General features: G+C 46.6%; 22 protein-coding genes and 1 pseudogene. 13 read left to right on the top strand and 10 right to left on the bottom strand.

Annotation, left to right across the window (positions count from 1 at the left end):
* The coding region (locus MMG82_RS16810) for a hypothetical protein (RefSeq protein WP_241407148.1) at window positions 1–260 on the top strand (260 nt) is incomplete at its 5' end.
* A gap of 23 nt (window positions 261–283) precedes the next feature.
* On the opposite strand, the pseudogene MMG82_RS16805 reads toward MMG82_RS16810, so the two are convergent.
* The 5 genes and pseudogenes from MMG82_RS16805 to MMG82_RS16780 form a co-directional block, all read right to left on the bottom strand.
* Window positions 284–693 (bottom strand): annotated as a pseudogene (locus tag MMG82_RS16805) (DDE-type integrase/transposase/recombinase); the annotation flags it as partial.
* The gene (locus MMG82_RS16800) at window positions 686–931 is read right to left on the bottom strand and encodes a GIY-YIG nuclease family protein (protein ID WP_156143137.1); all 246 of its coding nucleotides are present in this window, start codon (window positions 929–931) and stop codon (window positions 686–688) included. The pseudogene MMG82_RS16805 and the gene MMG82_RS16800, both read right to left, overlap by 8 nt.
* Window positions 932–1130: 199 nt before the next feature.
* Complete coding sequence (locus MMG82_RS16795; protein ID WP_047533602.1) at window positions 1131–2108, bottom strand: hypothetical protein; 978 nt, start codon at window positions 2106–2108, stop codon at window positions 1131–1133.
* Window positions 2109–2588: 480 nt separating this feature from the next.
* Window positions 2589–2921 carry a hypothetical protein gene (locus MMG82_RS16785; RefSeq protein WP_197062263.1) on the bottom strand — a complete coding sequence of 111 codons (333 nt, stop codon included), beginning with the start codon at window positions 2919–2921 and terminating at the stop codon, window positions 2589–2591.
* 524 nt (window positions 2922–3445) lie between these two features.
* Window positions 3446–4375, bottom strand: a complete 930-nt coding sequence (locus tag MMG82_RS16780; RefSeq protein WP_144345810.1) for a DMT family transporter — start codon at window positions 4373–4375, stop codon at window positions 3446–3448.
* Window positions 4376–4468: 93 nt separating this feature from the next.
* Between MMG82_RS16780 and MMG82_RS16775 the strand changes: the two genes are divergently transcribed.
* On the top strand, window positions 4469–5356 hold the full coding sequence (locus MMG82_RS16775) for a LysR family transcriptional regulator (RefSeq protein ID WP_144345862.1): 888 nt from the start codon (window positions 4469–4471) through the stop codon (window positions 5354–5356).
* 254 nt (window positions 5357–5610) lie between these two features.
* Here MMG82_RS16775 and MMG82_RS16770 read toward each other — a convergent pair whose 3' ends face one another.
* The 4 genes from MMG82_RS16770 to MMG82_RS16755 form a co-directional block, all read right to left on the bottom strand.
* A complete protein-coding gene (locus MMG82_RS16770; protein ID WP_172591612.1) occupies window positions 5611–6090 on the bottom strand; it encodes a hypothetical protein in 480 nt (159 codons plus the stop codon).
* A gap of 14 nt (window positions 6091–6104) precedes the next feature.
* Window positions 6105–6986: an Imm49 family immunity protein gene (locus MMG82_RS16765; protein WP_144345812.1), complete on the bottom strand. Its 882-nt coding sequence runs from the start codon at window positions 6984–6986 to the stop codon at window positions 6105–6107.
* Between the two features lie 205 nt (window positions 6987–7191).
* Window positions 7192–7866: a cold shock domain-containing protein gene (locus MMG82_RS16760; RefSeq protein WP_241407147.1), complete on the bottom strand. Its 675-nt coding sequence runs from the start codon at window positions 7864–7866 to the stop codon at window positions 7192–7194.
* A 356-nt stretch (window positions 7867–8222) separates the two neighbouring features.
* Complete coding sequence (locus MMG82_RS16755) at window positions 8223–8618, bottom strand: VOC family protein (protein WP_241407146.1); 396 nt, start codon at window positions 8616–8618, stop codon at window positions 8223–8225.
* A 161-nt stretch (window positions 8619–8779) separates the two neighbouring features.
* Between MMG82_RS16755 and MMG82_RS16750 the strand changes: the two genes are divergently transcribed.
* The 3 genes from MMG82_RS16750 (at window position 8780) to MMG82_RS16740 (ending at window position 12455) form a co-directional block, all read left to right on the top strand.
* Window positions 8780–9385: a DUF502 domain-containing protein gene (locus MMG82_RS16750; RefSeq protein WP_099457871.1), complete on the top strand. Its 606-nt coding sequence runs from the start codon at window positions 8780–8782 to the stop codon at window positions 9383–9385.
* A 642-nt stretch (window positions 9386–10027) separates the two neighbouring features.
* Entirely contained in the window at window positions 10028–12004 is a 1977-nt protein-coding gene (locus MMG82_RS16745; protein ID WP_047538546.1) for a BCCT family transporter, read from the top strand.
* An 88-nt stretch (window positions 12005–12092) separates the two neighbouring features.
* Window positions 12093–12455 (top strand): YajD family HNH nuclease, encoded by a 363-nt coding sequence (locus MMG82_RS16740; RefSeq protein ID WP_011717601.1) that lies wholly within the window; start codon window positions 12093–12095, stop codon window positions 12453–12455.
* 25 nt (window positions 12456–12480) lie between these two features.
* Here MMG82_RS16740 and MMG82_RS16735 read toward each other — a convergent pair whose 3' ends face one another.
* Window positions 12481–12714: a DUF1289 domain-containing protein gene (locus tag MMG82_RS16735; protein WP_047538543.1), complete on the bottom strand. Its 234-nt coding sequence runs from the start codon at window positions 12712–12714 to the stop codon at window positions 12481–12483.
* A 311-nt stretch (window positions 12715–13025) separates the two neighbouring features.
* Between MMG82_RS16735 and MMG82_RS16730 the strand changes: the two genes are divergently transcribed.
* From MMG82_RS16730 to MMG82_RS16695, 8 genes are all read left to right on the top strand, one after another.
* A complete protein-coding gene (locus MMG82_RS16730) occupies window positions 13026–14402 on the top strand; it encodes a methyltransferase (RefSeq protein ID WP_052184013.1) in 1377 nt (458 codons plus the stop codon).
* A gap of 254 nt (window positions 14403–14656) precedes the next feature.
* On the top strand, window positions 14657–15706 hold the full coding sequence (locus MMG82_RS16725; RefSeq protein ID WP_011717598.1) for a 3-oxoacyl-ACP synthase III: 1050 nt from the start codon (window positions 14657–14659) through the stop codon (window positions 15704–15706).
* Between the two features lie 170 nt (window positions 15707–15876).
* Window positions 15877–16839: an alpha/beta fold hydrolase gene (locus MMG82_RS16720; protein ID WP_047538539.1), complete on the top strand. Its 963-nt coding sequence runs from the start codon at window positions 15877–15879 to the stop codon at window positions 16837–16839.
* Window positions 16839–18665, top strand: a complete 1827-nt coding sequence (gene oleC, locus MMG82_RS16715; protein ID WP_241407145.1) for an olefin beta-lactone synthetase — start codon at window positions 16839–16841, stop codon at window positions 18663–18665. The genes MMG82_RS16720 and oleC overlap by 1 nt, the downstream gene beginning before the upstream one ends.
* A gap of 140 nt (window positions 18666–18805) precedes the next feature.
* Window positions 18806–19969, top strand: a complete 1164-nt coding sequence (gene oleD / locus MMG82_RS16710) for a 2-alkyl-3-oxoalkanoate reductase (protein WP_241407144.1) — start codon at window positions 18806–18808, stop codon at window positions 19967–19969.
* Window positions 19970–20041: 72 nt separating this feature from the next.
* A complete protein-coding gene (locus MMG82_RS16705; RefSeq protein ID WP_047538531.1) occupies window positions 20042–20281 on the top strand; it encodes a DUF3624 domain-containing protein in 240 nt (79 codons plus the stop codon).
* Window positions 20282–20723: 442 nt separating this feature from the next.
* A complete protein-coding gene (locus MMG82_RS16700) occupies window positions 20724–21701 on the top strand; it encodes a TerC family protein (RefSeq protein ID WP_037417025.1) in 978 nt (325 codons plus the stop codon).
* Between the two features lie 169 nt (window positions 21702–21870).
* On the top strand, window positions 21871–22629 hold the full coding sequence (locus MMG82_RS16695) for a hypothetical protein (protein WP_241407143.1): 759 nt from the start codon (window positions 21871–21873) through the stop codon (window positions 22627–22629).
* Window positions 22630–22867 lie beyond the last annotated feature (238 nt).

Genomic DNA, 22867 nt, shown 5'->3' with positions numbered 1-22867 from the left:
TTGAAAATGGAGGACGTTATAGTAGTTTGAACAGTATTGACTGTAAGTCTCTCGATGGTGTGATTGTTGGAGAAAAAGTATCTTTGATAGTCAGAGGAAAGGAAGTTTTATCCGTATCACAAAATGAAATAGAATTAGTTAGCTATTCAAGTTTGAGTAAAAATCATATGAATAGACTAGCAAGTACTTTGATTGCAGCGCTACTTCTTACAATGTTTTCAATTTGGAGATTCAAAAGCATTTTCGATAACAAAAGCTAAACAGTACAGGCATACTGTTCTGGTCAACCCAAACTGGACACTTTTACTTGAGAATTTTCAAACTCTACAGCTGACAGATCGTCATTAGCAGAATGCAGCCGCTCCAAGTTGTAATATTTCATGTAAGCAGTAACATCTTGCTTCATAAACTCCCTTGTTGGTTGATTAACTTTAAAAATCCAATCGTGTTTTAAGCTGTCAAAGAATCGCTCAACAACGGCATTATCCCACAACTGCATGGATGTAGGAGGTAGAGCAACGCAGTAGCAGTTGCCGAACACGCACCCACATCACCCATGCTGGCTCGGATACCATAGCTCGATAGCAGCCTACTGAATTGCTTACTGGTATATTGCGAGCCTCGGTCACTGTGAAATACCAACCCTCGCGCTGGTTGTCGCAGGTTGTAGGCTTTTATTAATGCCTTAGATATACTCGGGGAGCCCATGTCTGTCATAACCTGTCAATTCACCTGCGTTAGATTTTTTTGCGATATAACTACAGTGACTATGTGCTTTTAGTAAGTCGAGTACAATTTCATGGTTTATTTCGAACCACTCCCCAATTACGCGTTGATCTTTGTACTTCTGGTGTAGTTGTGTTTCAAGCTCACGATCAGTACCACTGTCAATCGACAATAAATCGAGCCACCCATTTTGAATCAACAACATAATGCACTTTCCGTTTACCTACAACTTGTAAAAGTTAATATTGTTCAAAAAAGAACCATCAAAAGTCACAGGGATAGCATCTGAGGTAATAAATTGAGCTAATTCCTTCAAAAATAGTGTATTTCAGACGAGGTAAGTCATCCCATAGTGCTTGGGAAGTTTTAGGCAATGATTGTTGTCGAAGTGATATAAGCCGTTGTCAGTTACTGTAAAAGTGCTGGCAGCTTGCCGCAAAATGCCGTCGTCGCTTTTCGAGATGTTCGCAATAATCGGTCAGTTCTTGCAGAGTGCCTACAGGGCCATGAAATAACTTACCAAATTCGGTGGTCAGCTTGAGCCAATTGTCATGGGGGATATTTAATCTGTTCAGTATCTTGGCGCTACTTTCACTGATGCATCCACGTTTATCATTGCGAATAATTCGGCCCGTATCATCCACCAACTGAAGGTAATCTTTTAATGAAAACGCAATGCCATTGGGTTGGTTGTCGCACTCATTACCAATAAAAGGCAGGAGATTGCTCGGCTGCTCACCTTTTAATGCGGCCCGAATACGTAGTTGGATACTGGTATGGTCTGATTGTTCTGGTGTATCAGCAAGTTGCGCTCGAATCGGATTTAAATCAACATAAGTCATACAGGCTAATACCGCAGCTTCATCGAGTAGGGCTTGTGATTTGAATCGCCCCTCCCAGAAGCGACCTGTACAGTTATCCTCTTGATTTGCTTGCCTTGCAATCGGTTCGTTAAGGCAGCGCATAAACCATGAAATATCACACAAACGACTGCGATAAAGGGCGATTGAATGCTTTAATCGGTTGACCTGATGAGCTTCAACTAACTCACCTTTAACGAATTTTTGCGTTAATTCATCGCCTTTAAACAACTTATGCCACTGCTCAAGCACTTCGCGGTCAGTCCAACGATTTGCCGTCTCGATATCGACTCGCAGCACCACATGCAGATGATTAGACATCACGGCAAAGGCTGCGATATCAATGGCAAAAACCGCTTCAAGTTCAAACAATAATGACTCTACCCAAGCGCGGCGATGGTCATAGTTTTTACCCGAGTAACTATCATCACCACATAAAAATGCTCGCCGTACCACGCGGCTACAGCAATGATAATAGGGCGTGTCTTCAAGACTTATCTGAGTTCTGCGAGGGCGCGGCATACAAACCTCCTTGTTCAATGCTTAACCAAAGCATAGTAGGAGGTTAGCTACCTCGCTATTAAGGTTGGGTGTCCATGTTTTGTTCGTCCAACACCAAAAGCTGTGAAGGTGGTTGCCAAAACTCAAAACGTTAAAGGCTTACTTGGCCACGGTTAAGAGTCCGCGACAAAGAAAGCACACTTTCAGCGTTGATGCAGCCTTTGTGAAACCAAACTTTCCATGTGGAGCATCCAACAACATTGAAGCATCGAAGCTTGATGGTTTTCAGCGACTTTGAAACTGCTGAACATTCAACACATTCTACCAAGTGAGAATCCGACAAACTCGAAAGCCAAGTTGTGAAATTTGAACGCTAAAAGCGGATTTTTCAGAACGATTGAGCTTGGATTTTGATGATTCCTGCCTTTAAGAAGCTAACGACGCCCGCAGCGGCGAGCGTAGCGAGTCCAGCAGCCGAAGGCTGCGTGCTGCCGGGCCTTGTTATGCCAATTGCCGAAGCCAATCATTGAACCACTCCTTGGGCATTTGCTCGGCATCAAAGTCTTTGGTCCGGAGCTCTTCAAGCGTGTATGTGTTTGCCAGATAGAGATCCCACTGAGTTTCCACATCCGTGAGAACAGGTAGCAATCTCTCAATTTCTGGATCGGCATCAACATCGAGATACTGACACCAGAACCTATCGCACCATTCTGCGATCTGCCTGTGCGAGTATGGGGATGCTTCTGGGGTTGCGCCCCATCCAAGCATTTGGATCACTGATTCTCGCGTAAACGACATTTCCGCTGGCGTACTTGGTTTCATAGTTTGGAGCACATACTCACTAAGGCATAACATTTTATTCGTGCGCATGCGCGTTTATCACGTTAGACCAGTAAAAACGCGCACAGTTAACTATCTGTATGTAAAGAAGTTATCAGATTTTTTACAAATACACCATCCGGAAAAACGCGCATGCGCGTTTTCCAAACCTATTAACTAAGCTCAATATATTTTATCCAATTGATTTAAAATGACTTTCAATTTTATTTTTTGGAAAAACGCGCACGAATGTTGTTCTCAAAACCCTCAAAAACTAGCGTAATACGATATGACTGTATATCTAACTAGGATTCGGCTGTTATAGAGAAGCACTAAAGTGGAGGGCTAATAGATGAGATTTTGTAGGGTAACTCTTTCGTAAAGTCCAGAACGAACAAACGTGTGCTAACAAGTTTTGGGGCATAAGCTTTTTTACGGTGGAGCAAAACAGCCCAATAACTGAAATGACTTATCCTAGGCGCTATAGCCAATAATAAAGGCGGGAACTTCCCGCCTTCATTACGTAATTTGAGGGTTGGCTAGGATTCAGGGCACGCTTTGGGCTCGCGTTTAAACCGCACAATTCGTGGCAGTAGTAAGCCTGCGATAACCACGATAATCCCTAACAGTTGCAATTCGGTAACGGCTTGGCCAAGCATAAACGAGGTTAATACGGAGAAGATGGGGACAAAGTTAAAAAACAGTGATGCGTTGGCTGAACCTAACTGACGCACGCCATTTAACCACAACAAATAGCCCGCAACCGTACCAAATACGCCGATATAGACGACTTCAGCCATGCCTAACGCCGAACTATTTACTAACTCTGCGATGGGATGCACCTCTGGCGAAGCCAAACATAAAGCGCCAATCACGGCAGCGCCACTCAGCATGCCGATAAAGGTATAAGGGATGACTGGCATCCAGCGGCTGATACCTTGGCTGAAATAGGTGTAAAAACTCCAGGCCAGCATGCCGCCAAATATCAATTTATCTCCGTGGTTTATCTGCATTGAGAAGAGGGTTTCAAGGTGCCCATTGGTGATCACCATCAGCACGCCGGTGAGACTCACCAGCAGACTAAAACACTGGGCAAACGATGGCAGAGTACGCAGGGCAACACAGGCGATCAATGATGTGATCAGCGGGCTAAGGGCCATGATTAATGAGCCGTTCGTCGCATTCGTTGACGCCAATCCCGTAAACAGGCCAAGGTTAAGGCCGCCAATTCCTACCGCGCTGACCAGAATAATCCACAGCCATTGATTGATGTTTAAGTGCAATTTTGGCATACGGACGAGCTTGAGGTAGATAGCGAGACAGGCCGCGGCAATCACAAAGCGCCAGAACACTAAGGTCAAGGCATGCACTTCGCTTAACACTTGTTTACCAATGGGAAAGCAACTTCCCCAAAAGAAGGTGCAGATAATCAGCAGGATCACTGCTTTTATCGTTGGATCAGATTTCATCGCCACTCCTGATGACTTGTCAAATACTGAGCCTTAGTGTATTGATTTCAATAATTGGATAAACAAGCAAAAGTAAGATGGTAAATGCCAATAATGAAATCTAACTATTCGTTGGACGATCTGCGCTGTTTTTGTGCAGTTGCACGCTCAGGGAGCTTTAAGGAGGCCGCCCAATCCTTAGGTATGCCGCTCTCCACCTTAAGTCGCCGTATCCGCCAGTTAGAGACCGATTTGCAACTAAGATTGCTCAATCGAGACGCTCACCGCGTCATCTTAACCAGCATTGGTGAGCAGTATTTTGAGCGCTCTGTAGCCTTGTTTGATGAACTCAATAATATTGACGAAGACTTGCATCGGGATAAGTACCAGCCACAGGGGAAAATCCGTATTTCGGCGCCCATCAATTCTGGCACTCATTTTCTTCGGTCGATTTTTTATGATTTTCTGCTGCAATATCCCGATATTCAGTTGGATTTGAGCTTTTCAAACTCGCTTATCGATATTGAAGCGGAAGGAATGGATGTGGCGTTTAGAGTGGGCAATCCAGTGGTGGAAAACTGGATTGCCAGACCGTTAAAACACATTCACTTTATTTTGTGCTCTCACCCTGACTACGACATATTGAGCATCACTTCGCCAGACAAGTTATGCGGCCACCCAACCATCATTTGCCGCCCTATGATACCTTGGCAATTGGTGCATAAAACGACCGGCGAAGAGTTTGATTATCACCCGAATAAGGGGGTCAGGCTGGAGGTAGATGAACTGATGCTACTAACCCACGCCATCAAAACAGGAATAGGTATCGGGTACGTGCCGGATTATTTTGCGCTACCTATGATAGCGCAGGGGGAAGTGAATCATGTTCTCCCAGACTGGAGTAGCAAAGCCCGCACTTTATCCATGTTATATCGGGACCGCGACCACCTCCCCATGCGGGTGCGGTTGTTTATCGAGTTTGTAAAATTGCACTTTAAGTAGGAGTAAATTAATTCATCTATTACAAACCAATAAAGCGACATGACCCACCCCAAAGTGGCTAGAACAATGGTAATAAGTCCTGATATAAAGAGATTGTTCAATCGTTAGTCAGGTTCTGCGAGATAGCGGTATACAAACTTTCTTGTTTAATGCTTAAGCAATATACCTTCGGAGATTATTTACCGCGTCGTTAAATTGGGGAGTCTACTTTTCGCCTATAATTTTTAACCTTGTTTTATCTCGTTTTTAAGTTATCAATCTTGAATAGTGAGCGGAATTATATTGAGCTTTTTCGTCTCCATATCAATAAACGCAATCACTAGCGAAATAGTGTTATCTTTTACGTGTCTTTCAATTTTATCTGCGATGGCTAATTGCGAACCAGATAAACGCAGTGAGTAGATGACCATATCTAACCAAGGCTTAGAAAATTGCAAAAAACAACCCATTGATTGTTTATCTAGCTGAATACCGCCGTCAGAACCTGTAATTTTCATACCAAGCATTAATAAAAATTGTCCGTTTTTCTCGCCGGCTGCAAGCATGTCATTATTATATTCACCTCCAAATCGACCAGGTAATACTTCTAGACCTTGCTGTTCTGCAACTGTGACGAATATGTCACTCCGACGACGAGCATCTGTCGAATATTCATTCATTTGATAACTGATATCTTGTATCTGTTTATCGACATTTACTGGTGATTTATTTTTAAAAATATCAAATATGCTCATATAAAATCTCAATTCTAAACAAAGGGTGATGAACCAACAGTAATATCGACTCGTTTATCTACTTCACTCACAGGCGAGTAAGATGCCATCTCGTTAGTAAATGGCTGAAATATATAAAAATCGGCTAAGAAGTCATATTCATCACGATACGTGACAAGAGGGGATATCGGTAGCCATTCCATAGGCAAATAAGGACTATCAACTTGTACCTGATATCCAGCACGCCAAGCCATTTTGGCGTAAATAAAGCCAAACAACGACATTAAATGCTCGGTTAATCCCAGTGCGCCATCAAAATTGCGCACTTTAGCTTTTGGGCCCGTAAGGTTGTTCAATACCTGCTCCATCGCAGGTACATCACCTTTTGCCAGCGCAAGATAAAACTCTTGGTCAATTTGGTACTTTGCCATTTTCTTACCTGGTGGATTGGCTAAAATATATTCTGCACGTTCCCCCAACAAATCCCATTTACCTTGAAGCGCTAAAATCGCTTGGAACGCATGATATTCAGGGCACCCCACACGGTTGCGCACTGCTTTCCCGCCTGTTACTCGGTAAAGAGGAGAGATAAACTGGCTGTGCCAGTTTATCAAAGGCTCATGATCACTTATCAGTGCCATAAAGTGGCAAAATGCTCCTTGCCAGACGCTATTTGCTCTCTGGTAGTAGAGTCGATACAACTTTGCGGAGGTATAGGCATGTTGGCGAAGTTGCTCTAAATCCCCATCCTTAAACCATGCCAGCAAGGATTTCGCATAATAGTGAGACTTCAATTCTAATAAGCAACCTTGTCGTGAGCCTTTATTCGTCGCAATATACTCTAGCGCATCATCAATTCCCGGTTCTACAGTCCAATTAAGTCTATCTATTCCCGTTTCAAAACATATTTTTGCCATGGCATTTTATTCCATAAATAACTTCAACACTGGCTTTAACGGTTATATTTACCATCATACTTTACAGCTATAAACCACAGTTGAAGAAAACAACCTAATACAATGCATGAGCTGAGTTGCGAATTTTGTAAGTATTTAGCTGACCAATCCGCGTTACTGATGCAACTATGCCAATAAATAACACTATCGACTTGTTTTAGACTCGCTAAGCAGGAAAAACAGCTATAGCACTGAGCACTAGAGCGAGCGGTATGAGTGTGATCATGGCAAGGCTACCTAGACAACCAGATAGCTGCTTTTGTCGTGCTAAATTTTCGGCTTCACTCATTTGTTTAACTGCCAGCTCTACATCTGCTTTTCGCTTTTCTAGTAACTGTGCAGAGGCTATAACCAGTTCTTGAGAGTCAGCGGGAACTTTCTCGGTTACAAGGGCGAGTTCACCCTTGAAGGCGTGTACCGTATAGCGATAATTTCCTTTCGAGAAAGTGTCTTTCTCAAAATTGACATTGAGTACGGCATTGAATCCACAATGCTTTGCAAGCTGTTCTAAATGACGTCTCCCCTCACTGGGATCCTTAAAAAAACGGGTAGCAATGGGAAAACTGGCTATCACTGTGCCGTTTTGGGGGCGACTGTCTCTAGTGGTAAAAAAGTTAACTAATCGCTCCTTGATAAAGACTTCAGGCAAACTGATTGCTTTGGCGGCTAGGCCTTTAGGTGTGGGCGTGGGATCAAAATTGACAATACTGCCTTTGACTAACTTGTCTTCATCTTTCCTGTTTAAAAGCTCGGAAAAATGCAAAAAATAACTCTCACCATCATCACCTTGGATAAACCCATACTTTTTAGTCGCAAGGTATGAGACAACTTTTCCTTTCAAAATATAAACCTATTTAAATGAATGTTGAGATTAGTATGTTTGTTGGTTTTGTTAAGTGAAAAATATTGTAAATCATATAGATAATATTATAAAAGCACTTATTTGTTGTCGTGCGAGATATTGAGCACATTTTCAAATGGGAGTGTCGATTCCGGTTTTCCTTTCATCATCGGCTTACATTTTAGAATTCTGCGTTTTATGTTTTTTGCTAGGCTGTCGTTATTTATCGTTTTTTATATTAAAACTAGGCTTGAGTTAGACGCTCAAGTACAGGGAGGCAATTCTGTTTGCTCTCGATTAATGCTGCTAGTTGCTTTTCCCTTTTTGCTGACATTAAACAAGGCTTGTTTGAGGAATTACAGCGTGCAGGCGGGCAGATATTCGGATAGTTCTAATAAATTCAAATCGGGGTCGCGGATATAGACTGAGTTGATGCGGCCTGTCGCACCGGTGCGCAGTACTGGGCCTTCAATAATCGCAACTTCAAGACTGTTTAAGTGGTTGATCACTTCTTCGATATTGTGGCTGACCACAAAGCAGAGATCGGCACTGCCGGGCGTGGCAAGGTTTGCCTTAGGTTCAAACTCGGCGCCTGCTTGGTGAAGATTGATTTTTTGATCGCCAAAGCTTAAGGCGATTCGGCCCTGACCAAATACGGACTTTTTCATCCCTAACACGCGTTGATAAAAGTCGACGCTGGCCTCGATATCTTTCACGGTTAACACTAAATGGTCTAGGCGGGTCACGCGCATATTCTTTCCCTCGATGCCGTAGCGGTTTGTTATTAGTTTTCTCTGCGCCTTACCTTACATCAAGTGCTGGTGCAAAAGTGACTCTGTGGTAGCATTTAACGCGCTTTTTAGCGTAAATAATTTATGCCTTTTTTTATCCCATTGGATTTGATGAGATTGTAATGAAGAAAACCTTAGCCCGTGGCTTGATGAACCTGCTGCCGATGGCGTTAAGCCTGTGGTTGTTTTGGTCATTGTTTGTATCGTTAGATGGTTTAGGGATTTTTATTTTAGAGTTGGTAGGGATTAACCAACATTTTGTCGGCGCTGGCTTTATCTTAGTCGTGGCCATAGTGTTTGCCGTGGGCCTGTTGTTTTCGGTGAGCCCGATTGTGTGGCTCTATGGCTGGATTGAACGTCAGCTGATGCGTTTTCCGCTGTTTAAATCTGTCTATGGCAGTATTCGTGATATCGCTTCCTTAATGAACCGTGAGGGCAAACCCAATACTCAGCAAACCGTGTTGGTTAAACAGGCCAATGGCGGGTTTGTGGTGGGCTTTATTATGACGGATACACCGCCGCAGCCGTTGCTCGATGCGCTGCCTGAGGGAGATTGGGTGCCTGTGTTATTTCAACTCAGTTACCAAATGGCGGGGGTGACTAGCCTCGTCAAACGTGAAGATTTGATTTTAGTCGACTGGTCTTTTGAAGAGGCGATGCGCTTCAATTTAACGGCGGGTATCTCGCAAACGCCGGGCGCGACAACGGTAAAAACTAAAGCTGAATAGAGCTGTTTTGGTTTTTTACGTCAAATAGAGGCATTTTTGTGATACAATCCGATGGCGACTTAATAGGTCGCCATTTTTTATGCTGATTCAGCGGTAGCTGTTTAGCATTATCTTTGTCTCTATTGAGTCAGTTTTCGACAGTATGTGGTCTCTGTTCGAAGGCACTCCAGTAGAGCTTAAGCAAGGCCGAGTCGATATTTGATACGGGTTAACCGTTAGCCGCTAATCGCGCTTTGCATTCCTCATCCTCGATATCACGAATATCGAACCGCTTATATGCATTATGTCGCCATTGAGGTTGAACTCTGCGATCCGGTCGCATGCTGTCGATGCTCGCTGTCTTTAAGAGGGCGGCTGGTTCTAAAAGGGCATTGCACAACTGCGGTGTAGTGGTTTGTCGAGCAAATGGTTACTGACTTTGCTATTGCGTAAAAGCGTCGAGCAAACAGGCTAAGGTGAGGAAGCGTTTTCAACATGAGTATGACATCACAAGGTATTGCTGACCGCGAGCCCTTGTCATGGATTATTTATGCCTATTTCATCCTGACCACATACTGCTGAGGCTAGGGTTACCTATTATTGCGCTATCTCTTCAACATCGAAGGGATGTTAATAGGGAACTGGCTAGAACAAGGGAGTTTTATGTCTATCAAGTCGAGTATTAATCCACCGGTTTTTTATTCGTCGGTCTTTTTTATCACATTAATGGTGATGATCTGCGCCATTTGGCCCACCGAGGCCAATCACTTTTTCAAATCCATGCAGTCGTGGCTAGAGGCGAAAGCGGGCTGGTTGTATATCCTTGGTGTAGCGATTTTTCTGATTTTTATCATCTTTGTTATGGTCAGTCGCTTTGGCGATATTAAGCTCGGCCCCGATCATGCCGTGCCCGACTATAGCTATAAGAGCTGGATTGCCATGCTGTTTTCGGCGGGGATGGGGATTGGATTGATGTTCTTCGGCGTTGCCGAACCCGTGATGCATTACTTAGCGCCGCCCGATGCAACCCCTGAGAGTTTGGCTGCCGCTAAAGAGGCGATGAAGATTACTTTCTTCCATTGGGGCATACATGCCTGGGCGATTTACGGCGTGGTTGCCCTGAGTTTGGCCTATTTTGCTTATCGGCATAAGTTGCCCTTGTTACCTCGCAGCGCACTCTATCCCTTAATCGGTGAGCGCATTCATGGCCCGATTGGCCACTGCGTCGATACCTTTGCGGTATTAGGGACTATGTTCGGGGTGGCGACTTCCCTCGGGTTTGGGGTGTTGCAGGTTAACTCGGGCCTAAGCTATTTATTCGAGCAACTGCCTAATAACACCACGGTGCAAGTGTCGCTGATTATTGGCATTACCTTACTCGCTACTCTGTCGGTTTTTTCAGGGCTCGATAAAGGGGTGAAGCGCTTAAGTGAGCTTAACTTAGGCTTGGCCCTTATTCTGCTGCTGATTGTGTTAATTCTTGGCCCAACGGTAATGTTGCTACAGGCCTTTGTGCAAAATACCGGTAGTTATCTAAGTGATATCGTTAATAAAACCTTTAATCTGTATGCCTATCAGCATAAGGAAGACTGGCTTGGCGGTTGGACGCTACTCTACTGGGGCTGGTGGATTTCGTGGTCACCTTTTGTCGGCACCTTCATTGCGCGGGTGAGTCGCGGCCGTACCATACGTGAGTTTTTAGTCGGCATTTTATTTGTACCTTCGGCGCTGACCTTTTTGTGGATGACGGTATTTGGTAACTCGGCCATCGACGCCATTATGAATCAAGGCGCGACCTACCTAAGCGAAGCGGTGAATACCAATGTTCCCGTGGCGCTGTTTGTGTTTTTTGAACATATGCCGTACCCGCACCTGTTATCGGGCATTGGGATTTGTTTAGTGGTGACCTTTTTTGTGACTTCATCTGACTCCGGTTCCTTAGTGATCGACAACCTGACCTCGGGGGGCGATAACAATGCGCCCGTTTGGCAACGGGTGTTTTGGGCATTGCTACAGGGTGTGGTGGCCTCAGTGCTGCTGCTTGCGGGTGGCTTACAGGCACTCCAAACCGCCGCTATTGCCAGTGCGATGCCATTTTTATGCGTGATGTTGCTGATGTGTTTAGGGCTGTATAAGGCGCTGAAGGACGATTGGCTGAAGATCAACAGTGTGCAGCTCCATACCACCAGTGTGCAATATGCTAAGACCAATATCAGCTGGGAGGAGCGTATCGAAGTCTTAGTGTCGCATCCCACCGAAGATGAGGCGCGTATCTTCCTCAATAATGTCGCGACACCAGCGTTATCTAAGGTGTGTCAGCAATTTATGAGCAAGGGACTGACGGCGGATCTTGAATATCTCGACGGCAAAGTGCGATTGGTGATCAGCAACGAAGCCTACCAACCCTTCGTTTACGGTGTGCGGATGCGCTGCTTTGAAATCGTCAATCCGGTCGGTGAAGAGTTAGAGCAGGGCAACAATTGGTATTATCGCGCCGAAGTGTACTTAGAGCAGGGCGGCCAACACTATGATGTGATGGGCTATACCGAAGAGCAGCTATTGGCGGATGTGGTCACCCAATACGAGAAATACCTGCACTATTTGCACTTGTCCAATGCCGACCAAGGACATGTCGCCTAAACGCTTTGCGTGTTAGAAATATTGCCCCAAGGAATAACTCGGATTATCCTTGGGGCACTTTTTTAGGGGTCATCAGTTAGGTGTGAGCATGTCAGCAAATCCAGGCCAAAGTAAGTTAGATCAAGTCTTAGCCCAAGAGCGTGAATACCGCGCAAAGCGTGAGGGCGGTTACCGCGAGCAGGCGCTCAAATTGTATCCTTGGATCTGTGGCCGCTGTACCCGCGAATTTACCTCAAAAAATTTAAGCGAGTTGACGGTTCACCATAGAGATCACAACCACGACAACAACCCATCCGACGGCTCGAATTGGGAATTATTGTGCCTCTACTGCCACGATAATGAACATTCACGCTTCGAAGAACTGATCCGCTACGGCAGTACCACCGAAACCAAGCAAGCGGCGGCGACCTATAATCCCTTTGCCGATTTAAAAGCGATGATGAAAAAGTAGCGATAAAAGTAAAAAGCCTGAAATATCAGGCTTTTTTCGCAAGTCGCGCCTCGGCTTCCAGCCATTTAGCGCGGCTTAGCACCTGTTGATTTTCGTCGCCTTCGAAATGGGCTTTGCGGGCAGGGAGCTGCGCAATAATCGCAGTGTGTTCAGCATCGCTGGCATTGCGCCAAGCGACAATCTCATCAATATGGCGAAAACAGCCCATGCAATAATCTTCATCATTTAAGCCGCAGCGAGCGACACAGGGGGAGAGCATACTTTTCCTCTAAAACTCTTCTCTTTAACTGGCTTTTTTGTGTATACACACACATGGATTGCCAACTGGTATAGCAAGTTGGCCAAAACTGCGGCGATACTAGCAGCTTTAGGCGCCATTTGGGCAGCGATATTAAGTCAAATGTGCCTTGATATTCGTAAAGGCTTAATGACGGCATAGTTTTCAAACTGACGGCAAAGTTTTCAAAATAGTTTTCAAACTGGTTTTAAAAACAGTGCTGTTGTGAAGGCTTGACGGCTAAGGCCAATAAGAGAGTCAAATGGAACACATCAGAGTAAAGCAAATTCAGCATGGCAATTAAGCTCGATAATCATAAGCAGGCAAGGGTCGAGCGTCAGGACAGGCTCAGGGCGCACTTTATCCAATTGGATAAGTTACTTGAGCAGAGCCGCGCCCTGTGGCAAGTCCGTGCCTTTGAGGCAAAAGCACTGCCTTGGGCGGCGCAATTCCCAAGGCTAGCAACCACCCTTTGGGCGCTTGATGATGCCGTGCTCGATACCTTGGATGCCGAGCAATCGGTGTTAGTCGATGCCTTATCTCCAGCACTCAAGCAGGATCTTGCCGCGTTAGGCTTAGACTGGGATCTGTCTTTACTCACATTGTCCTTTGCCGAACTTTCGCTTGGCTCTGATATTGACTCAGATATAGGCTCAGATATTGACTCTGACATTAGCTCTAACGATATTGAAACTGCTACTTCACCTTGTATTGATCTTACCGAGTTGGCTCACTTTAGCGCCCATATAAAGGGCCGTAAGTGGGAGCAAATTACCGCCTTTGTGCAGCATTTGCCCGATGCGGGATTACCCGTGCTGGAGTGGTGTGCAGGCAAAGGCCATTTAGGCCGCTTAATAGCCAGAGCACGTGGTGTGGATGTGTTAAGCCTCGAGTGGCAGGCGATACTCTGTGAAGAGGGCCAAGCCTTTGCCGATAAATGGCAATTATCACAGCACTTTATCTGTGCCGATGCCTTCGCTATCGAAGGTAATGCTTGCGAAAATTCCACTCATCAAACCAATCCTTTTCGCGCCAAGCAACAGGCGGTGGCGCTGCATGCCTGTGGCGATTTGCATGTGCGTTTACTGCAATTGGCCGCAGCGGCGGGCACCCAGGCTCTGGCGATTTCACCTTGCTGCTATCATTTAATTCAAGCTAATCAATATCAAGGCTTATCGACACTCGCTAACCACAGCGCGCTGCGTTTAAGTCGCCATGATCTGCAATTGCCTTTACAACAGAGCGTGATCGCCAATCCGAAACAACAGGCGCTGCGGCATCAGGAAATCGCCTGGCGGCTCGGTTTTGATGCGTTGCAGCGAAGCTATCGTGGCATAGATGCTTATTTACCTTTGCCCGCCATAAAGCAAAGCCAGCTGAGCGGCGAGTTTGCCGAGTTTTGCCATTGGGCGGCGGCGCAAAAGACGGTTACCTTAGCCGCAGATTGTGATTTCGACGCTTGGCTTGAGATAGGCAAACAGCGACAAAGGTTAACCCGGCGCATCGATTTGGCGGCGCATTTATTCCGCCGTGCGCTGGAGCTGTGGTTAATTCTCGATCGTTGCTGCTTTTTGCAGGAAAGTGGCTATCGGGTGACCCTGAGGGAATTTTGTGCAAACAGTGTGACACCCAGAAATGCGCTGATTTTGGCGCAAAAATTGAGCGAGTAAAAAATAATCTACTATTTAACGTTATACCTGACTGTTTTTTATAAAGTATTTCTTTATTAGGTCATTTTGAATTAACGGATTGGCGGCATGATCGTCACAAGGGTTTATAAACCCTGTGAGACAAGTCTAAGGCGAAAGATGGTTTTTTATTGAATCATCGGGCTTTTCTTGTTCAAATGTCGCCTTAATGACACATAACAACTAAAAACTGACCTAAAAGATCAGTGATCCTAGTGAGCGAATAAAACAGTTTCATGAAATATTCCCGCGTATTTATTAATAGCCTTGCCTATGAACTGGCACCTGTGGTGGTTTCCAGTAGTGAGCTAGAATCTCGCCTCGCGCCTCTATATCAAAAATTTCGCATTCCTATGGGGCAACTTGCGGCGTTAACGGGCATTACCGAACGCCGTTGGTGGCCTAAAGGGCATCAATTATCCGATGGAGCGATTAAAGCGGCGCACAAGGCGATAGCAGAAACGGGAATAGAAGTCGCCGAACTGGGCGCTGTGGTGTACACCGGCGTTTGCCGTGACCAGCACGAACCCGCCACCGCCTGTCGGATTGCGGCGGCCTTAGGTGTGTCGAAGGACACGGCGATTTACGATATCAGCAATGCCTGTCTTGGGGTGTTGTCGGGCATTTTAGACATTGCCAACCGTATCGAGCTTGGTCAAATTAAGGCGGGCATGGTGGTGTCCTGCGAATCGGCGCGGGATATCGTCGATGTGACCATTGATAATATGCTCGCCGATCCGACCATGCAGAATTTTGCCCAGTCGCTGGCGACCTTAACTGGCGGCTCAGGCGCGGTGGCGGTGATCTTGACCGATGGCAGTTTGCCGCTGACGAATGTGCGTAAGCATCAGTTACTTGGCGCCTCCCATTTATCTGCGCCGCAGCACCATCAACTGTGTCAGTGGGGTTTGCAGGAAGTGGGGCACAATATTTACCGTGAGTTTATGCGTACCGATGCGGTGACCTTGCTCAAAGAAGGGGTCGAGCTGGCAAAGCACACGTGGGAGCATTTCCTCGCTCAGCGGAATTGGTTAGTCGAGCAGGTCGATAAAGTGATCTGTCATCAGGTCGGCGCTTCAAACCGCAAACAGGTCTTGAGTGCGTTAAATATTCCGCCTGAAAAAGAATTTCCTACATATCAACTGCTTGGCAATATGGGCACAGTCTCTTTACCCGTCACAGCGGCCATGGCACACGATCAAGGCTTTTTACGCCCTGGGGATCAGGTGAGCTTTTTAGGTATCGGCAGTGGTTTGAACTGCATGATGCTGGGCATTAAGTGGTAGTTTTTCAAGGATTGTTATCTGCCTTAGCCGACGCTTCAGAGCAAGGTTTGCTAGGGCATTTTTATGCTTATTGGTTTAGCGATGAGCATTAGCACTGAGCATAGGTAAAGGCGAATTTACCTGCACAGGCTACCAATACAAAATAATTAAAACAAAAGATAGGAAGCGTCATGTTAGACACTCTGTTGCCGTTTAAACGTCATTTTCTTAGCCGTAATGGCAACAAGCTGCATTACATCAATGAAGGCCAAGGTGAGCCTGTGGTCATGGTGCACGGTAATCCAAGTTGGAGTTTTTATTACCGTAATCTCGTGAGTGCCCTTAAGGATACTCACCAGTGTATCGTGCCCGACCATATTGGTTGTGGCCTGTCGGATAAGCCGGATGATAGCGGTTACGACTACACCCTTAAGAATCGCATTGACGATTTAGAGGCGCTGCTCGATAGCCTAAAGGTAAAAGAAAACATTACCTTAGTCGTCCACGACTGGGGCGGCATGATCGGCATGGGCTATGCTGCGCGTTACCCTGAACGAATTAAACGTCTGGTGATTTTAAATACCGGTGCCTTCCATTTACCCGACACTAAGCCTTTGCCGCTGGCGCTGTGGATCTGCCGTAATACACTGCTTGGCACCGTATTAGTGCGCGGTTTTAATGCCTTTTCATCGATAGCCTCCTACGTTGGGGTAAAGCGTCAGCCGATGTCAAAGTACATCCGTGAGGCCTATGTTGCGCCGTTTAACTCCTGGGCGAATCGGATTTCGACCCTGCGTTTTGTGCAGGATATTCCGCTAAAACCGGGTGACAGAAACTATCAACTGGTGTCGGATATCGCCGCCAGTCTGCCAAAGTTTGCCAAGGTGCCGACACTGATTTGCTGGGGTTTACAGGACTTTGTGTTCGATAAGCACTTTTTAGCCAAATGGCGCGAACATATGCCCCATGCTAAGGTGCATGAATTTGCCGATTGTGGTCACTATATCCTCGAAGATGCGAGCGATGAGGTGATTACCCATATCAAACACTTTATGGCTGAGGCGCAAACGCCAGCGGCAGAAGTGCAGCACGTTGAAATGGAACAGGCCACAGAGCCTGAGGCAGAGACTCAAGCGCCACAGGCCGCACATTAATGGCTAGGGTGGAGGATGCGCAGCTCGGCCATGGGACATCTACCGCCGAGCAAGCAAGCGATGCCAATATCTGTCGGCATTTAAAGCAAGCCGCTCATCACATTCCCCATCATCTTGCGGTTGCGGTGCAACAGGGCAAGGGTAAATCCCTTGCCAATCTGACTTACCAAGAACTCGATTTTATTAGCCTCGATAAACAAAGCGATGCCATCGCCTTCGCGCTCAATGCCCATGGGCTGACGCGGGGAATGAAGGCGGTGCTGATGGTCACCCCGAGTCTGGATTTTTTTGCGTTAACGTTCGCCTTATTTAAGGCGGGGATTATTCCCGTGCTGGTTGACCCGGGCATGGGGATTAAAAACCTTAAGCAATGTTTTATTGAAGCTGCGCCCGATGCCTTTATCGGTATCCCTAAAGCCCATATCGCCAGACGTTTATTAGGCTGGGGTAAAGGCAGTGTGCGGCATCTTATCAATGTGGATAGTAATCCAAGCGGACTTGCTGACACGCTATCGCGCTTACTCACGGGCGCGCCAAGTTTAGCGTCGATACTCTTATCAACAGCTAAGTCGTCTACAGCTAAGTCATCTGTGGCTAAATTGCCGGAACAGGGCGAGTACCCGATGGCGCTGCTTAGGCATGACGAGATGGCGGCGATTCTCTTTACCAGTGGCAGCACGGGGACGCCAAAGGGCGTTGTCTATAGCCATGGCATGTTTGAGGCGCAAATTCAGGCGCTAAAACAGGATTATGGCATTGCACATGGCGAGCGTGATTTAGCGACATTTCCGCTATTCTCCCTCTTTGGTCCGGCGCTCGGTATGGCATCGATTGTGCCTGAGATGGATGCCAGCAAACCGATTACGGCCAATCCTGAATTTTTATTTGCCGCTATTGAGAAATACCAATGCAGCAATATCTTTGTTAATCCAGCCTTGCTTGAACGTTTAGGCCGCGCCGGTGAGCAAACCGAGTCGAAAAAGCAGCACAAACTCAGCAGTGTGAAACGCGTGATTTCCGCAGGGGCGCCCGCGACCATTGCCTGGATTGCCCGTTTTAGCAAAATGCTCAGTGACGGCGTGCCTGTACTCAATTCCTACGGCGCTACCGAATCCTTACCCATCAGCATGATTGCCAGCGACGAGCTATTTACCACGACTCAAACCACAGACAATGGCGGTGGGATTTGTGTCGGTCGTGCCATCGATGGTGTCAGCATCGAGATTATCGCCATCACTGAGGATAACATCTCTGAGTGGGATAATGGCATGCGTCTTAACGCGGGGGAAATTGGCGAAATAGTGGTAACAGGCCCTATGGTGAGCCAGTCCTATTATCGCCGCGAAACGGCAACGACGGCGGCTAAAATCTGGGACCGCGAGCAGCAAACCTTTAAGCACAGAATGGGCGACCTTGGCTATCTGGACGACAGCGGCCGGTTGTGGATGTGTGGCCGCAAAGCCCATAGAGTCGATGCCACCCAAGGTGGGCAGTTTGTTAAACGGTACTATTCCATTCCGAGTGAGCGTATTTTTAATACCCATCCGAATGTGAAGCGTTCGGCGTTAGTGGGGATCAAAGTGAAGGGGCAAGGCGGCGCGAGTGAGATTGAACCCCTCATCTGCATCGAGCTTGACCAATCTTTGGTATGCAATAAGAGTGCGCAGCTCTATCAAGAGCTGATGGCGATTGCCGAGCAGTATAGCCACACTCAGGGGATTAGACGTTTTCTCATTCATCCCGATTTCCCTGTGGATGTGCGCCACAATGCCAAAATATTTAGAGAAAAATTAGCCGTTTGGGCGCAATCGCAAACCAAAGGCTGATGTTCATTTAAGGGACTTTTAACCTTACTCGTCTAGATTTTCTGTTGCTTTTTAGTGGCATAGGGATGAAATATTATTCCATTGCATATAAGCGCTGAACTTAATACTGTAAACGACACTGTGTGTCTCGGAATAGCAAGATGACCGATAATTGTTCCATTTCTCTCGCCCCTACGGACTTAGAATGTACGCCGTCGCAACCAACAGGCCTAAACCAAGTGGGCGGTGACCAAGCATGTAGCAAACTAAGTCTCGATAAGCGTGAGCAAGTCGCGCTTTATGCCTTGGTCGCTAAGGTCAACCATGCCTTTGTGACTGGCGCGGGGGGATTTTTGGGTAAGGCCATTTGCCTACGTTTGGTCGCGGCTGGGATTAAGGTGACTGGTTTTGCCCGTGGCCATTATCCTGAGCTTGAAGCCCTTGGTGTGACTATGGTACAGGGGGATTTAGCCAATCCTGAGCAAGTCAAACAGGCGATGCAGGGCTGCGATATCGTGTTCCATGTGGCTTCAAAAGCGGGTGTATGGGGCGACAGGGACAGCTATTTTTGCCCTAATGTGAAGGGGGCCGCGAACGTGATTGCTGCTTGTAAAGCGCTTAAAATCAGTAAATTAGTTTATACCAGCACTCCTAGCGTGACCTTTGCGGGCGAGGATGAAGCGGGTATTGATGAATCGACGCCCTACGCCAGCCGCTTTTTAAATTATTATGCTCATTCCAAGGCGATTGCCGAGAAGATGATGCTCGATGCTAATCAAATCTCTTCAACTGCATCGGCGTATGCGCTAAAGACCGTTGCCCTGCGGCCGCATTTGATTTGGGGGCCCAATGATCCGCATCTGGTGCCTCGAGTGCTCGCCCGTGGTCGTTTAGGTAAGCTCAAGCTGGTGGGGCGCGAGGATAAACTGGTCGATACCATTTATATCGATAACGCCGCTTATGCCCACATTCTGGCGGCCGTTGAGCTTTGCCAAGTCTCGCCTAAGTGCCAAGGGAAAGCCTATTTTGTCAGTAACGACGAGCCTGTAACTATGGCCAAGATGCTGAACCTCATTCTCGCCTGTGATGGATTGCCGCCAGTGACCGCGCGCGTGCCACAGACCCTGGCCTATGTGGTGGGCGCTGTGTTAGAAACGGCGTATCGACTGATGAATAAACAAGAAGAGCCGATAATGACGCGCTTTGTTGCTAAACAGCTTTCCTGTAGCCATTATTTCGATATCAGCGCGGCAAAACGGGACTTTGGCTATCATGCCTTAGTGTCGATAGACGAGGGTATGAGGCGCCTCAAGGCATCGCTCTAGTGCAGTATTTAGCACAGGACAAACTTGGTGATATCTTATGCCGTTACGGTAAGCTAATGGATTAAAACGTTAATGGCGTGCGACGATTGTAATACTTCGATTTTTCGGCAAAAGATTGGCCGCTGCAAACGCTGCATGTGGCAGTTGACGTTGCTGTCGCTTATCGGTTGGCCGTTGTGGTGGTATCTCTACAGTGACACTCCACGTGAGGTCAACTCCATCGCCTTACTGTTTTTCTGCTCAGCTTTTACTGGCCTGTTGTTACTGCATCTTGTGGTATTAGTCGTGCGTCGTCTGCTCGGTCGCGAATAGTTTTTCGCTTCCCATCGAATCTCCTTTTTATCCTTTGTGGTGAGCGATCACACACGCCATTTACGCTATTTCAAGCGGCCATTCTTGCCCGCGGATTTTTCATTTTCGCTTAATACTCAAGTGTTAAACAGTGCGCTCAAACAGCTCGCTTTTCACACCGTTAGCGCAAACGCTATCGATTTGTGCTGGCTAAGGCGTGAGTAGTGATGAGTCCGTGAGCGTTAGGACTAGGCTTAAATCTGATAAGAGTACGATAAATGCTCCGAAGATAGGGTCTAGTGCAACTAGTTGTTTTGGCTGTTTAGTATGGATTTAAACAAATTTTAATCTGCTATTTTAAACTTTTTACCCTGTTTCACTGTTTTTGGTGTCGCTAAGTATTAAGATCGAGCATGGCGATGTGGCCGAGAAAACTCGGTATTTTTAGGTTTTAGGGAGTGTTATGGAGTTTTTTACCACGCTATTTGTGGGTTACCCGATATGGGTTTGGTTAATGTTTTTTGGCTTTGTGTTGGCATTGTTAGCCTTCGACTTAGGCGTGCTACACAAAGAGCAACACGAAATTACCGTGGCAGAGAGTCTTAAGTTATCGGCCTTTTATATCTGTATGGGTCTGTTGTTCGGCGCTTGGTTATGGTGGTACAAGGGTTCGACCGCGGGGATGGAATACCTCACGGGTTACCTTATCGAAAAGTCCTTATCTATGGATAACGTCTTCGTTATCGCGCTTATTTTCAGTAGCTTAGGCATTCCCCGTTTGTATCAACACCGAGTGTTATTCTGGGGGATCATGGGTGTTATTGTGCTACGTGCCATTATGATTGGCTTAGGCGCGGCGCTGGTGGCGCAATACCAAGGCGTGTTGGTGTTATTCGGCCTGTTCTTGATTTTCACCGGTATTAAGATGCTCTTTTCCGATGATGAGCATGGTGATATCCAAGATAATAAGTTTTACAAATGGTTACGCTCTAAAATGCGTTTTACACCAAGCCTTCATCAAGAGAAGTTTTGGGTAAGGGGAGAGGAGCATCAACTCAGCAAAGGCTGGTGGGCAACGCCCTTGTTCTTGGCGTTGATCTTAGTCGAAACCGCGGATCTGGTGTTTGCAGTAGACAGTATCCCGGCGATTTTTGCGATTACCCAAGATCCCTTTATCGTCTATACCTCTAATATCTTTGCGATTTTAGGTCTGCGGGCATTGTATTTCGCCCTCGCGGCCATGGTGCATCGTTTCGAGTACCTCAAGTATGCGCTGTCGGTGGTATTGGTGTTTATCGGTGTAAAAGTCGGACTGGTGTACTTTAATCATGAAGGCATTGTGGACTTTAAAATCCCAACGGCCTTATCCCTTGGTGTCACCTTCGGCCTCTTGCTGGCGGGGGTATTATTCTCCCTGTGGAAGACGCGCGAGCAGAAGTAAGCTCCTAATGACTTAGGAATCGATCAAGGCCATTTAGCCCATGCTAAATGGCTTTTTTACTATCTACCGAAGGCAAAGTCGTGACTTGGAAAATTAGTCTATGCTTAATTGGCATTGCCATGGTGCGGTGCAAACCCTAAAGATGACGAATACTTTCAAGGATGAAGCGATGAAACTACCTCTTGCGAGTTTATTGATTGGCATTTTGCTCGGAGCCAATGCCCACGCCGCTGGAACTCAAACCAGCCAAACACCAGCCCCTTCAAGCTCCACTTGTACAGGAACTTACCCGAGTTACTTTCAAGACCCTGCCTTTACCAAAACCGGCATGTGGGATAATCAAGTGATCATCAATCAGGCCTACCCTGGTTGGAAAGGGCCCATTTTTCAGTTAAGTGATGCCTACTCCTCAGCTAAAGCCGATCAGCAAATGCCATGGCTCAAGTTCAATCCCTTCGATAAAAATCTCTCTGAAAAGGATAAGAACACCCAAGCTTGGAATTATCTTTGGGCCGTTATGCAGTATATCCAAGCGGGCAATATCGACAGCGGCGACGTCAATACCGACTGGGATCTGTGTAACAACAAGGTACGTGCTTGGTACCATATTCCTTATCAAACCTACGATCCCATGAGTGGACGCGAATTTATCCATGGATTAACCCGTGAAGCACCCGTCACTATGGCGGTGAAAGACCAAGGCGATATTAAAACCACCATGTGGGCCGTCGGCTTTTATAACCCTCAGGCTGCGGGCAGCTTAGCTAAGGTGTGGACGGGGGCTGCTGCACCTGTGATGCCCCAAGCCAATTTTGCCTTTAATGAAGGCAGTGTGATTGGCAAATTGCTGTTTACTACGGCGACGCCCAATAATTACCCCTTCTTAGAGAATGTGCCTGTATGGCAAGCCAATATTAGGGCGTGTTGACGTTTCGAGATTAAATTTTGTTCGTTCTGGCAAGCTCGTGCTCGCGAAACGAGGAATGATATGTAGTTATTCTACTCAAATGACGAGTGACAAAGAGCAAGGGCTTGCCAGGCGAACCCTTCGGGCAGCATTTGGCTGGCTTTTCTGCCGCGTTATCGTCCGTTTATGTAGAATAACTACACTGCACGGACTTTGCCTTGCATAAAAGCCAGCCACATTGCTGCAAAAATAACCCTGA

The organism is Shewanella sp. MM_2022_3, from assembly GCF_022557375.1.
GTDB classification, from domain to species: Bacteria; Pseudomonadota; Gammaproteobacteria; order Enterobacterales; family Shewanellaceae; genus Shewanella; species Shewanella xiamenensis.
Note: the sequence above shows the minus strand (reverse complement) of the source record. Positions and strands in the feature narration are given on the sequence as shown.

What these genes read in the sequence shown, in the direction of transcription:
- MMG82_RS16745 (WP_047538546.1), top strand. Translation starts at nt 10,028, where the DNA reads ATGTCTATCAAGTCGAGTATTAATCCACCGGTTTTTTATTCGTCGGTC.
- MMG82_RS16740 (WP_011717601.1), top strand. Translation starts at nt 12,093, where the DNA reads ATGTCAGCAAATCCAGGCCAAAGTAAGTTAGATCAAGTCTTAGCCCAA.
- MMG82_RS16795 (WP_047533602.1), bottom strand. Translation starts at nt 2,108, where the DNA reads ATGCCGCGCCCTCGCAGAACTCAGATAAGTCTTGAAGACACGCCCTAT.
- MMG82_RS16775 (WP_144345862.1), top strand. Translation starts at nt 4,469, where the DNA reads ATGAAATCTAACTATTCGTTGGACGATCTGCGCTGTTTTTGTGCAGTT.
- MMG82_RS16755 (WP_241407146.1), bottom strand. Translation starts at nt 8,618, where the DNA reads ATGCGCGTGACCCGCCTAGACCATTTAGTGTTAACCGTGAAAGATATC.
- MMG82_RS16800 (WP_156143137.1), bottom strand. Translation starts at nt 931, where the DNA reads ATGTTGTTGATTCAAAATGGGTGGCTCGATTTATTGTCGATTGACAGT.
- MMG82_RS16770 (WP_172591612.1), bottom strand. Translation starts at nt 6,090, where the DNA reads ATGAGCATATTTGATATTTTTAAAAATAAATCACCAGTAAATGTCGAT.
- MMG82_RS16725 (WP_011717598.1), top strand. Translation starts at nt 14,657, where the DNA reads ATGAAATATTCCCGCGTATTTATTAATAGCCTTGCCTATGAACTGGCA.
- MMG82_RS16705 (WP_047538531.1), top strand. Translation starts at nt 20,042, where the DNA reads ATGGCGTGCGACGATTGTAATACTTCGATTTTTCGGCAAAAGATTGGC.
- MMG82_RS16695 (WP_241407143.1), top strand. Translation starts at nt 21,871, where the DNA reads ATGAAACTACCTCTTGCGAGTTTATTGATTGGCATTTTGCTCGGAGCC.
- MMG82_RS16750 (WP_099457871.1), top strand. Translation starts at nt 8,780, where the DNA reads ATGAAGAAAACCTTAGCCCGTGGCTTGATGAACCTGCTGCCGATGGCG.
- oleC (WP_241407145.1), top strand. Translation starts at nt 16,839, where the DNA reads ATGGCTAGGGTGGAGGATGCGCAGCTCGGCCATGGGACATCTACCGCC.
- MMG82_RS16765 (WP_144345812.1), bottom strand. Translation starts at nt 6,986, where the DNA reads ATGGCAAAAATATGTTTTGAAACGGGAATAGATAGACTTAATTGGACT.
- MMG82_RS16720 (WP_047538539.1), top strand. Translation starts at nt 15,877, where the DNA reads ATGTTAGACACTCTGTTGCCGTTTAAACGTCATTTTCTTAGCCGTAAT.
- MMG82_RS16735 (WP_047538543.1), bottom strand. Translation starts at nt 12,714, where the DNA reads ATGCTCTCCCCCTGTGTCGCTCGCTGCGGCTTAAATGATGAAGATTAT.
- oleD (WP_241407144.1), top strand. Translation starts at nt 18,806, where the DNA reads ATGACCGATAATTGTTCCATTTCTCTCGCCCCTACGGACTTAGAATGT.
- MMG82_RS16780 (WP_144345810.1), bottom strand. Translation starts at nt 4,375, where the DNA reads ATGAAATCTGATCCAACGATAAAAGCAGTGATCCTGCTGATTATCTGC.
- MMG82_RS16730 (WP_052184013.1), top strand. Translation starts at nt 13,026, where the DNA reads ATGGCAATTAAGCTCGATAATCATAAGCAGGCAAGGGTCGAGCGTCAG.
- MMG82_RS16700 (WP_037417025.1), top strand. Translation starts at nt 20,724, where the DNA reads ATGGAGTTTTTTACCACGCTATTTGTGGGTTACCCGATATGGGTTTGG.